The organism is Moraxella sp. 179-F 1C4 NHS, from assembly GCF_045370505.1.
Taxonomy (GTDB): Bacteria; Pseudomonadota; Gammaproteobacteria; order Pseudomonadales; family Moraxellaceae; genus Faucicola; species Faucicola tetraodonis.
In genome coordinates, this window is the sequence record NZ_JBIQEC010000017.1 from 1 (window position 1) to 12173 (window position 12173).

General features: G+C 45.0%; 7 protein-coding genes and 1 pseudogene. 2 read left to right on the forward strand and 6 right to left on the reverse strand.

Annotated features, from left to right (window positions below):
• Positions 1-473 precede the first annotated feature (473 nt).
• Entirely contained in the window at positions 474-1478 is a 1005-nt protein-coding gene (hemB, locus tag ACH0AB_RS08515) for a porphobilinogen synthase (RefSeq protein ID WP_278932168.1), read from the reverse strand.
• A gap of 150 nt (positions 1479-1628) precedes the next feature.
• Here hemB and ACH0AB_RS08520 point away from each other — a divergent pair, with 150 nt between their 5' ends.
• Positions 1629-2237: a thioesterase family protein gene (locus tag ACH0AB_RS08520; RefSeq protein ID WP_082168224.1), complete on the forward strand. Its 609-nt coding sequence runs from the start codon at positions 1629-1631 to the stop codon at positions 2235-2237.
• A gap of 113 nt (positions 2238-2350) precedes the next feature.
• Here ACH0AB_RS08520 and ACH0AB_RS08525 read toward each other — a convergent pair whose 3' ends face one another.
• The 3 genes and pseudogenes from ACH0AB_RS08525 to ACH0AB_RS08535 all read right to left on the reverse strand — a co-directional run bounded on the left by ACH0AB_RS08525 (position 2351) and on the right by ACH0AB_RS08535 (position 8690).
• Entirely contained in the window at positions 2351-3943 is a 1593-nt protein-coding gene (locus tag ACH0AB_RS08525) for an efflux transporter outer membrane subunit (RefSeq protein WP_406877916.1), read from the reverse strand.
• A 76-nt stretch (positions 3944-4019) separates the two neighbouring features.
• Positions 4020-7293, reverse strand: a pseudogene (locus ACH0AB_RS08530) (efflux RND transporter permease subunit).
• Positions 7294-7307: 14 nt separating this feature from the next.
• Positions 7308-8690: an efflux RND transporter periplasmic adaptor subunit gene (locus ACH0AB_RS08535; protein ID WP_216635099.1), complete on the reverse strand. Its 1383-nt coding sequence runs from the start codon at positions 8688-8690 to the stop codon at positions 7308-7310.
• Positions 8691-8977: 287 nt separating this feature from the next.
• Between ACH0AB_RS08535 and ACH0AB_RS08540 the strand changes: the two genes are divergently transcribed.
• The gene (locus ACH0AB_RS08540) at positions 8978-9556 is read left to right on the forward strand and encodes a TetR/AcrR family transcriptional regulator (protein ID WP_406877917.1); all 579 of its coding nucleotides are present in this window, start codon (positions 8978-8980) and stop codon (positions 9554-9556) included.
• Here the strand turns inward: ACH0AB_RS08540 and ACH0AB_RS08545 are convergent.
• Complete coding sequence (locus ACH0AB_RS08545; protein ID WP_406877918.1) at positions 9553-10662, reverse strand: alpha/beta fold hydrolase; 1110 nt, start codon at positions 10660-10662, stop codon at positions 9553-9555. The genes ACH0AB_RS08540 and ACH0AB_RS08545 overlap by 4 nt on opposite strands.
• Positions 10663-10852: 190 nt before the next feature.
• Entirely contained in the window at positions 10853-11773 is a 921-nt protein-coding gene (locus ACH0AB_RS08550) for a polyprenyl synthetase family protein (RefSeq protein WP_406877938.1), read from the reverse strand.
• Between the last annotated feature and the right edge of the window lie 400 nt (positions 11774-12173).

Below are 12173 nucleotides of genomic sequence, written 5' to 3' on the forward strand. Positions count from 1 at the left end.
GGATAATACTGTGCTTTATCAACCCAATTCTATCTTAATTTTATGATTATTTGGTCTAGACATTGGGGAGTACCTTAGTTATTAACCCCATTATCTGCTTATTTTTTTCAAAAATATAATGCCAAAAAGTAATCAATTATTACAAAACGCTAAAAGTGACGCCAAAAAAGGCTCGTCCAAAATTAGTAAGCCAAAATTAGTAAGCTTAGCCAATAGGGGTAAATAAGAGTGTGTATTTTTGCTTTAGCTTATTGTGCATGAGATTGAGGGATAAACTAAGTTTCTATTTAGTAAATAAATGGGTAAAAAAATAATTAAAGTTAACAGATTTGTTATTCTCTATGACATTAAGTAATTTTTTATAGGGCTCGTTATAGCGCTCGATGCTTTTAAGTTAATAAATGTAACATCAAAAAAGGCGACACGGATTGATAAGCCAGTGTCACCTTTAGTTTTACTCAAATTTTAAGATATTATTGATTGAGCTTTTGGGCAGCTGTCATTGCAAAATAAGTTAAGATGCCGTCGGCACCTGCACGGCGAAACCCTAACAGTGATTCCAAAATAACGTCCTCGCTTAACCAGCCGTTTTGTATCGCCGCCATGTGCATGGCATATTCACCTGATACTTGATACGCATAAGTCGGCACGCCAAACGTGTCTTTGACTTCGCGTACCAAATCAAGGTAAGGTTGACCTGGCTTCACCATTACCATGTCCGCGCCTTCTTGGATGTCAAGGGCGACTTCATGCAGGGCTTCAGCGCGATTGCCAAAATCCATTTGGTATTGTTTTTTGTGTCCGCCTTTAAGGTTGCCTGCGCTACCGACGGCATCCCGAAACGGTCCATAATACGCAGACGCGTATTTGGCAGAATACGCCATAATCGCCGTGTTAATAAAATTTTCTCCATCCAATGCTTGACGAAGCGCGGCAATACGCCCATCCATCATATCGCTTGGTGAGATGATGTCTGCGCCTGCACGGGCATGGCTTAAGGCTTGTTTGGCGAGGATGTCAACGGTAATGTCATTGAGTACGTAGCCATTGTCATCGACAATACCGTCTTGACCATGGGTGGTATAGGGGTCAAGTGCCACATCGGTCATCACCACCATCTCAGGTAGGGCGTCCTTAATTGCTTTGATAGCAGTGCAGGCAAGACCGTTCTCATCATAGGCGTGTTCAGCCTGTAGCGATTTGAGGCTTGGGCTAATGACAGGGAACAAATCAATGGTGGTGACGCCTAGACTGAGTAGTTGCTTGGCATACTCAATTAGCAAGTCCACGCTCAAACGCTCAACGCCTGGCATGCTTGCCACAGCTTGGCGCTGCTGTTTACCCTCAATGACAAACACGGGCGCAATCAGATGCTTGGGTTCAATGCTGGTTTCTTGCACCATGGCGCGGATATTGTCGTTGTAACGTAGTCGACGTAAGCGAGTATTGGGGAATGAACGGTTAAAAATATAACTCATAAAAACCTCTTATTATCGAGTGATACTTATTATTAAGTAACGTTATCAAGTAACGCAGAAATTGTATAAGGCTAAATAAGCAAAATTTGCTAGAATGATAATTTTTTAAAAAGCTATCTTACCACAATCTACTTACGCATGGAGGGCGCCGTGAGTTTAAACCCTGTAAATGCCAATCAATTAGCCGCTCAGTCATCGACTGATAGCACTAACATGACTGACACGACGTCTAAAGAAAATGATGAGCATTCTGATTTGGCAAACGAGTCGCAACTGCAGCTCAATGAAGACAGTGAGCATCACGCTATCAGCAAACCTAGTATTGATGTGCTAGGGCAGCAGCTCGCCAACATCATGTCCCAAAGCCCATTTGTGGCGCATACCTTTACTACCTATCATTATGAAGATGGCAGAGTATATGGTAAGGTCAAGTCCAATCCCGCCCTCATCGGTAATCCAAATTTTGAGATTCTGCATGGCGGTATGACGGCGACGCTATTAGATACCATTGGCGGGCTTGAAGGCATGCTGGAAATCTATCGTCGTGACCAAGGCACGTTTGAAGAGCAGACCAAAAAAATCAAACGCATGGCAACCGTCGATTTGCGTGTTGATTATCTAGCCCCTGGGCGGGGGCATGAGTTTATGGTCACAGCCGAAGTAATTCGTATGGGACGCAAAGGCTGTACCACGCGGATGATGTTGGTCAATGATGAAGGAAAGCTCATCGCGCATGGCATCGCCAGTTATGCATTTTAAAACAGCCATTTATAGTAAAAAACCCATAAAAAACCCACAGTGATGTGGGTTTTTTACTATAACAGCTTACGGCTAATCTAATGCACTAGCTCTAATGAGCTAGGTCTAATGTATTAGGGTTGGACTGTGGTTGTGGTGGTCGTTGTTGAGGTTGTTTTAGTAGTCACTTGGGCAGGCTGATGGGCTGCATCAGTAATTTTTTGCTGGGCATTGTTGGCAACCTGTGACAACTTGGTGCTGAAATTCGTATGTTTTTCTGTGGGTGTTTCGAGCGGTACATCGCGACTCACGCCGCCACCTAAAACTTGGTATAGCTGAATTTGACTGAGCAATTGCGACTGCTTGGTATTTAGAATACTTTGTTGGCTGCTATAAATCGAACGCTGTGCATCTAATACGCCCAAATAATTGTCCAGACCTGCCTTGAAGCGCGCTTGAACAATTTGATAGTATTTTTGGTTGGCAGCGAGCGACTGGTTGTACGCGGTCAACTGCTGATTTAACGTTGCGCGATTGGCAAATACGTCATTGACTTCTTTAAAAGCGGTTTGAATCGCTTTTTCATAAGTATTTAGCGCTTGTTGTTGCTCGATTTCACTCACTTGGTAATTGGCTTTACGTAGACCTGCATCAAAAATCGGCAAGCTCACACTCGGTCCGAAACCCCAGCTAAACGCGCCTGTTTTAAACAAATCGCCTAAGCTTGAACTGGCAGCACCCACATTGCCGGATAGGCTAATGGTTGGATAAAACGCCGCGCGCGCGGCGTTAATATTTGCGCCTGCGGCTTTTAAATTATATTCCGCTTGACGCAAATCAGGACGATACAATAATAAATCACTGGGTAAGCCCGTGCCAAAAATACGATTATTAGTGATGCTACTAATGCCCGCTGCGGGTAGTAGGCTATTATCCACCGGGGCGCCTACTAGGTAGCGTAGGGCATTTTGGTTGGTCAACAAATCGGTTTGTGCTTGGGCGATAGACACTTTGGCGGCTTCAACCGCCGCTTGGGCTTGTACGCTAGTTAGCTGCGAATCAAGACCTGCTTTAAAACGCAGCTGGTTAATGCGAAGTGAATCTTGGCGCGTGGCTAAGGTTTGTTTGGCAAGTTGCAGTTGTGCCAGATTATAGCTGTATGCCACATAGCTTTGCGCAATGTTACTAATCAAGCTAATTTGCGCGGCATCTTTGGCAGCGGTAGTCGCAAGGTAGTTTTGTAAGGCGGCATCTTTGAGGCTCGCAATACGTCCCCAAAAGTCAAACTCGTAACTTGACATTGCCAAACCGACATTGTAAGTACTACTAGGATTCGCATCTCTTGAATTTGTTGCACCGTAAGAATATGAGCCAGAACTATTGATAGTAGGCACATCGGCGATGTCTTGGATTTGGTACTGTGCGCGGGCTTTTTGAATCGCCAAAATCGTGGCACTGATGTCTTTATTATTGTCTAACCCCAATTGAATCAGTTGTTTTAGCTTGGCATCACTATAAAAATCCTGCCAACGCTGAGACGCGATGCTCGGCTGATTGGTACCGCTGACGGTCTGACTGTCGTAGGTTTCATAAGGCTGATTAATTGCGATATGCGGCTGCGCCACGACAGGCTCAGTTTTGGCTTTTGGAATGGTTTGACAAGCGCTGAGCGATAGTAGGGTGGCTACTATAGCGGTCAGGGGTACGAGGCGAAAGGTAGAATTCATATAACTTACCTGTATAAACATAATGTCTTTGTTATTGTAAAAGATTAAATGGGTAAAATGTTTACCCATTTATGTCTTATTGATGGTTTGATTGTGAACTGTCATCAGGCTTATAGATACTCACCTGTGTGGGCTGTGTGACAGCGACAGGTTCAGCAGGATTAGGTGAGTAGGGTGATACGGGTTGTAAATCACCAACGTTGCCGTCATTGCCATCATTGGGGTGGTGCGGTTTGTTACCTTTAATCAGTGAGCGTATCCACACATAGAACATTGGGATAAAGAACACCCCTAGGATAGTCGCACTGACCACGCCGCCTAATACACTTGTACCAATCGCATTTTGGCTACCTGAGCCTGCGCCCGTTGCCAAGAATAAGGGCACCACACCAATACCAAACGCCAATGATGTCATAATAATCGGGCGTAAGCGTTGTCGAGCAGCGACAGTAACCGAGTCATATAGACTATGTCCCAAATCTTGTCGTTCTTTGGCAAATTCAATAATCAAAATCGCATTTTTGGCAGATAAACCGACAACGGTCAGCAGACCCACTTGCAGATAAATATCGTTTGAAAGCCCGCGTAAACCGGTAAACAGCGCAGCACCCAATACCCCAAGTGGCACAACAAGCAGCACTGCAAAGGGAATTGACCAGCTTTCATACAGCGCGGCTAAACATAAGAACACCACTAAAATCGAAATCGCGTACAGCATAGGTGCTTGGGCGCCCGATTTTTTCTCTTCCAATGATAAACCTGTCCATTCATAACTGATACCTTTTGGCAGTTTGGCAATCATTTGTTCCATCGCCGTCATCGCTTGACCGGTACTAAGTCCTGGCGCTGCGTTACCTTGCAAGTTCATCGATGACAAGCTGTTATAACGCGTTAGCGTAGGCGAACCATACTGCCATTCACCGGTAGCAAATGAGCTAAACGGAATCATCTGATTGTCACTGTTGCGTACATACCACTTGTTGATGTCCTCTGGGGTGGTACGGCTCTCAGCTTCACCTTGCATATACACTTTTTTGATACGACCACGATCCATAAAGTCATTGACGTAGCTACTACCCCAAGCGGTACTAAGAACACTGTTAATCACGCTCGGCGCGACACCCATAGCCGCAGCAGCATCATAGTTGACGTTGACTTTATATTGGGGTGAATCTTCTTGTCCATTTGGACGCACGCCACTGACTTGTTTATTTTGCGCCGCCATGCCCAGTAGCATGTTACGGGCTTGCAGCAAGCCTTCGTGACCTAAGTTGCCGGAGTCTTGTAGCTGCAGATCAAAACCCGTTGCCGTACCCAAACCTTGAATAGCAGGCGGTGAAATGGCATATACTTGGGCTTCATTCACTTGGGTCATAAAATAACCCATGGCACGTTTGGCAATCGATTGCGCGGTATTTTCTTTACCAGGGCGCTCATCCCAATCTTTTAAGCGTACAAATGCCAATCCCATATTTTGCCCTTGACCGGCAAAACTAAAGCCATTGACCGTAAATACAGACTGCACAAGGTCTTTTTCTTGGGTTTTATAATAGGCGTTGACCTTTTCGATAACCGCTTGCGTTTGATTTTGGGTACTACCGGCAGGCAGTTGCACCAATGTCAACAGCACACCTTGGTCTTCTTCGGGAATAAATGAACTTGGAATACGGGTAAATAAGAACACCAATGCCGCAATCACCAAGGCATAAGGAATCATATATAGCCAGCGCATTTTGATACTGCGACCCACAAAGCTTTCATAGCCTTTACTAAGACGCATAAACATACGGTTAAATGCGCCAAAGAAACCGGTCTGATGCCCGCTGTGTTTGTCATGGGCTTTAGTGCGTTTGAGGATAGTCACACATAGGGCAGGGGTGAAAATCAAGGCAACTAGGGCAGATAGTACCATGCTGCTGATAAGCGTCACGGAGAACTGTCGATAAATCACCCCAGTTGAGCCGCCAAAGAATGCCATCGGTAAAAATACCGCCGACAAAATCAAGGCAATACCAATCACCACTTTACTGATTTCGCGCATCGATTCACGGGTGGCTTCCAGTGGCGTCATGTCTGGATTTTCTTCCAGCAAACGCTCAACGTTTTCGACCACGACAATCGCGTCATCGACTAACAGACCGATGGATAACACCATGGCAAACAGCGTCAACACATTGATGGTATAGCCAAATGCGTACAAAATACCAAACGTACCCAGTATTACCACAGGTACTGCCAACGTAGGAATAATCGTTGCGCGCCAGCTTTGTAAAAACAAGAACATCACTAAGAATACCAGCGCAATCGCTTCAGCAAGTGTTCTGACTACTTCCTCAATCGACAAACGTACAAATGGCGTGGTGTCATAGGCAACTGAGGCTTTTAAGCCCGCAGGAAAATTAGGTTCAAGCTCTTTGAGTTTGGCTTCTACGGCATCACGTGTGCTTAAAGCATTGGCGCCAGATGACAGTGAGATACCGATACCTGCCGCATCTTTGCCATTGTAGCGGGCAATCTCGCTGTAGCTTTCACTACCAATTTCCACTTTGGCGACATCGCCCAAGCGAATTTGCGCGCCATTTGTGTTACTTTTAAGCAAAATATTACGAAATTGCTCTGGGGTTTGTAAGTAACTTTGCACGGTCACTGTGGCATTAATGGCTTGACGGGCTTCGTCAGTCGGCGTTTGTCCTAGCTGACCGGCTGATACTTGCGCGTTTTGCGCTTGAATTGCGCTGGTGATATCCGAGGGTATTAAACCATAGGTACGCAGTTTTTCAGGGTCTAACCAAATACGCATGGCATACGCAGAGCCAAACACGTTGACGTTACCCACACCCTCGACACGGCTGATCTGGTCAACCACGTTGGAGTTGAGATAATCGGCAATATCGGCACGATCCATACTGCCATCTTCAGATGTCATCGCCAGTACCATCAAGAAGCCACTCGTGGACTTATTGACGTTGACCCCCCATGCGCTGCACCATCTCTGGCAGCGAACTCATGGCAGATTGCAGTTTGTTTTGGACTTGGACTTGTGCCGTATCGGGATCTGTCCCGTTCTCAAAGGTCAAGGTAATTTGCGCAGCGCCACTTGATGATGAACTTGAGGACATATACATCAATCCATCAAGCCCTTTCATTTTTTGCTCAATCACCTGAGTGACGGAGTCTTCAATGGTTTGGGCAGCGGCACCTGGATAAGTTGCTGAGATACTAATGGTAGGTGGGGCAATACGTGGATACTGCTCAATCGGTAATTTAAAAATTGCTAAGATACCCATCAGCATGATGAGCATGGCAATCACCCAAGCAAAGATGGGTCTATCAATAAAAAAGCGTGACATGATATCTCCCGTGCTTATGGTTGCGCAGTTTTGGCGGTAGTTGAGCTATTTGTTACGGTCGTTTTGGTCGTCGTCGTGGTAGAAGCATTGGTCGGTACCGCGGTTGAGGCTGGCTGCGATGCCACATAAGGCATGGCTTTGACTTGCTGATCTGGTTTGACTTTGGCGCCACCAACCATCACCACTTGCTCACCTTGTTTTAGACCGCTAGTGACAATCCATTGACCTTGGTGGGTACCTTGAACCGTAACTGGGCGTACTTGGATTTTATTATTGGCGTCAACCACATACACGGTTGATTCACCTTTGGCTGTACGATTAATGGCACTTTGTGGCAATAATACCGCATTATTGATAATACCTTGAATCAACTGGGCATTCACCATCATCCCGGGCAACAACACAAAGTTATCATTGCTAAATACCGCACGCAGATTAACCGTGCCTGTGGTACTATCCACTTTAGCTTCTTCGAAGCGAAGTTGCCCCACCATCGGGTAGGTTGAGCCATCAGCGAGCTTTAACTGAACCTGTGCGGTACGCGGTGTGCTAAGTTTACCAGCCGCAAATTGCTGACGAAGCGCCAATAACTCGGCGGCTGACTGACTGATATCGACATAAATTGGATTAAGCTGCGAGACGGTTACCATCTGCGTCGTGCCCGCGGTGGCAAGCGCACCGACATTGACATTTGAGCGACTGGTGATACCACTAATAGGCGCTTTAACCACAGTACGGCTCATGGTGAGCTGGTTGCTATTCACTGATTGTTGTGCGCCGCGAGCCGCTGCTTGGGCAGCATCAATATTGGCTTGTGCCACCCCGACTTGCGCCTGCGCATTTTTAACCGCTGCTTGAGCGGTACGCACGGCGGTTGCCCCTTGGTCATATTCTTGACTTGAGATAGCCTCAGTACCACGTAGCTGTTTTAGACGGTTTAAATTGGTTTGAGCCAGCGCAAGTTCGGCTTGGCGGGTTTCTAGCACCGCTAAGGCATTATTATAGTTGGCTTTTGCGGTATTGACACTGGCAAGGCTTTGGTCAAGGCTTGCGCGACTACCGGCAAGTACACTGGTGTAGCTATCGGTATTGATTTGATATAACGGCTGATTTTGTTTGACAAAAGTGCCTTCGCGAAACAACTGGCGGTCAATAATACCTGACACTTGCGGCGTAACGGTGGCTTGTTGATAGGCGACAACTTTACCTGATAACTCTTTGGTAAGTGGAATCGTCTGGAATGTTACAGGCTGTACATTGACTATTGTGGGTGGCATTTGCGCCTGTGCTCCTGCACCGCCGCCACTTTGTTGCTGGGCTGCTGTGTCTGACTTATTACACCCGATTAATAAGCTACAACTCGCTAATGACACCATGAACAACACTGGGTATCTCATACCAACCTCATAAAAAATAGGGAATTTTAAAAAAAATATTATAAAATAAATGCGACATTGTTGTCGCAATATTTACGATAAGATACAAAACTTTAGGATAACTAAAGGATAGCTAAATTACTACCAGTTATCGGCAGCGGTTATTTTAAAAAAAAATCTGCAATTGGGAAACCGACAATATTAAACAAAGTAAGTGTTTAAGCAACAATTTTTGCCTATTTGTATGTAAAAAAATGTTAAAATGTCAAAGCCATTGATAGATTTTTTTAATAAGGAAGTATTTGCGCATGACTTTAAGTCGTAACAAGTCACCTGATTTACGTGTTGTCAAAACCCATAAAGCCATCCGTGAAGCCTTTATTATGTTGTTGTTCGAGCAGGAGTACAACGATATCGCTATCCAAGCAATTTTGGATCGCGCCAAAGTCAATCGCGCTACTTTTTATAAATACTACAGCGGCAAGGGTGATTTGGCAGGTCAAATGATTGATGATTTCAAGCAGGAAGTCAGCCAGCTATTTCAAGATAGGCTCAATGCCGATAGTCAAATGCTACAAATGATTATGGAAAATCATTCACAAAAGCTGTTTGAACGCCGCCAACAGATGCTTGCCCTGTGGAAAATCTGTACCCAACACCACAATCTTTATCATGATATGTTTTTGATGGGTAAACAAAATTTTATTGAACTGGCTAAAAAACAAAAGGCGACAGATTATTTAACCGCGGAGGCGATTGATTACCAAGCCACCATGATGGCAACTATCTTTATGGCAAGTTTTAAATACTATTTTGAAAAAGATTTGCCATTACCGAAGAACTTGCCAGTGGATTGGCAACAAATGCTGGACATCATAAAAAGCTAGCCCAGTTGGCTATCATAACGAAAATGATTAATAAAATAACTTGCTAATACCTCGACCAGTGCCACGGGCATATCGTGACCGAGTTCGTCAATGAGTATCAGTTGATTGTGCGCAATATGCTTGGCAAGCGAATACGCATGACTAAATGGAATGAGTTTGTCTTGTTTGCCATGAATGATGAGGGTGGGTTGGTGGATTTGTTTGTCAATGTCGACCAATGACCCCGTCGCCAAAATTGCCAGTAACTGCCGCTGCGTGCCTTTTGGGTAAAAACGCCGTTTAAACAGTTTTTTAGCTTTGCTAAGCGCCGCTTGTTCATCAAAGTAATCGGGGCTGGCGATGGTCTTGATGGTTTGCACAAACTGCTGGGTCAATGCGTCAGCATCTTGGCTTTTGGGTAGTGGCTGGGTAAAGGCCTTGATGGCTTCAATAGCGGGTGGGCGCGAAAAGGGGCGATTGTTACTGGTGGATAATAGTCCCAATTTTTCTACTTGGTGTGGATAACGCACCGCCATGATTTGCGCAATCATACCGCCCATCGATTGACCAATCACAAAGTATTTTTTGATGCCCAACATTTTGAGCAGTTGATAGGCATCTTCTGCCATGTCGTACAAATCATACGGTGTTTGCAGGTTTTTAAGCGGTAAACCCAGTCCGAATCTGCCTAGCAATTTGGCTTTATAAATGGGCGAATCATGAGCGGGAGTCAGTTTTTTGTGCTTCAGCTTGCTGGATTTGCCAATGTCGCGATTGTCAAATCGTACGACCTGAAACCCAGCATTGATTAATGCATAGCAAAATTCATTGGGCCATACCAAGCTTTGCGCCCCTAACCCCATAATCAGTACGATGGTAGGGTGGGTAGGGTCGCCACCGACTTCAACATAGAACTTATACTTTGGGGTATGCACCTTGGCGGCTTGCATAAAATCCGCGTGTTTGGAAGGTCGAAATTTAATGTCGATGGTGGCAGGGTTAGCAGGGTCGATGGTGGCAAGTGATTGAATAGTGTCTAATGCCGATTGCGCTTGAGTTTCTTTGGTTTTTTCTTTGATAAGTTGTTGTTTGATATCGGGTAATGAAGTGGGCATAACATCAGACATATAGCATCCATAATTAAAAAGCTAACCATCAAAAAGCCATCAACCACAAAATTATTAATGATAAAAGTATCAATCAAAAAACTATCAAAAAATTAGCAAACTTGTATGACGATTTAATGACGTAGGGTTTACCGCGCATCGAATTGGACATCAAACTAATTACCACCCAGCCCTGATTAAAAATTAACAATTAATAAAGCCGTTGGCTGGCAAGCGTAATCAAATCGAGTAGGCCTTGGCGGTATCGTGAATCAGGCAAGGTCAGTACGGCTTGTCTAGCAATCTCGCTTTCTTGCATCGCTTTGTCACGGCAATATGCCAGTGCACCACTGGTTTTGACAATCTCAATAATTTCGTGGGTATCGTTTACTTGACCTGTCTGAATGGCAATCCGCAATTTTTCATGCGTATCACCCGTGGTCATTTCCAATGCTTTAATCAAGGGTAGGGTTGGCTTGCCTTCAGCGATATCATCACCCACGTTTTTGCCGAGCACCTTACTATCACCGACAAAATCGAGCACGTCATCAATGATTTGAAAGGCATTACCAAAGTGCTGACCAAATTTGGCGAAGGCGTCATTGTATTCAGGGCGATTTTCCAAAATAGCCACGCCTTGACTTGCCATCATAAATAGCCGAGAGGTTTTGCCATCGATGATTTTCATATAATCAGCTTCGGTGGCTTTAGGATCATGCTGATGTTGTAGCTGCAATACTTCCCCTTCAGCGATATCACAGGTGCCATCTGAGAATAACTGCAATAACGGCAACGAGCCAAAGCCTACCAAAAGATTGAATGAACGGGCAATTAGATAGTCACCGACCAGTACAGCCGTTGCATTATCCCACGTTGCATTCGCGGTCGGCTTACCGCGGCGCATACCTGACTCATCAATCACATCGTCGTGTACTAACGTTGCGGTATGCAGCATCTCAGTGATAGCGCCCAAATGCATGGCAGCTTGTGAGGGCTGGTCGTTACAAATGCGTGAGCAAAGCAGCGAAATGAGCGGGCGCATACGCTTGCCGCCTGCGTTGATGACATGCTGACTCACCGACATGACCAGTTTGACTTTGGAGCTTAGACTGCCATACACCTGCTTATCCATAATCTCGAAATCGTCAGCGATAATAGATTGAATCTGCTGATAGGTGACAGGCGTGCTGTTACTGTCTTTGGTAACAGCATTGATAGCAGTGGATGTAGGATTTGATTGTTGATTGTCTAGCATAGGTTGGCTCAAAGCTTGGAGTGAAAATTCGTGAAATTTGGCTTGTGGTGAAAGTCGGCAAAATCATACCATACTGCCGTTTTTTGTGTAAGTTATAGCTGTGTATTTTTATTGGCGACTTGTATTACTGAGCAGGTATTACGTTGAGAAACGCGCAATAATTTATCAGCCAAAATCGCACCCGCATCCGTGAAGTTTTTCTTGATTTTAAACAATAAAAACGTTAAAATCGCGACCTTATATTTCCCTGTGTATCCGTCGTAGAAGTGTTATCGCC

What these genes read in the sequence shown, in the direction of transcription:
- hemB (WP_278932168.1), bottom strand. Translation starts at nt 1,478, where the DNA reads ATGAGTTATATTTTTAACCGTTCATTCCCCAATACTCGCTTACGTCGA.
- ACH0AB_RS08525 (WP_406877916.1), bottom strand. Translation starts at nt 3,943, where the DNA reads ATGAATTCTACCTTTCGCCTCGTACCCCTGACCGCTATAGTAGCCACC.
- ACH0AB_RS08535 (WP_216635099.1), bottom strand. Translation starts at nt 8,690, where the DNA reads ATGAGATACCCAGTGTTGTTCATGGTGTCATTAGCGAGTTGTAGCTTA.
- ACH0AB_RS08540 (WP_406877917.1), top strand. Translation starts at nt 8,978, where the DNA reads ATGACTTTAAGTCGTAACAAGTCACCTGATTTACGTGTTGTCAAAACC.
- ACH0AB_RS08545 (WP_406877918.1), bottom strand. Translation starts at nt 10,662, where the DNA reads ATGTCTGATGTTATGCCCACTTCATTACCCGATATCAAACAACAACTT.
- ACH0AB_RS08550 (WP_406877938.1), bottom strand. Translation starts at nt 11,773, where the DNA reads ATGGATAAGCAGGTGTATGGCAGTCTAAGCTCCAAAGTCAAACTGGTC.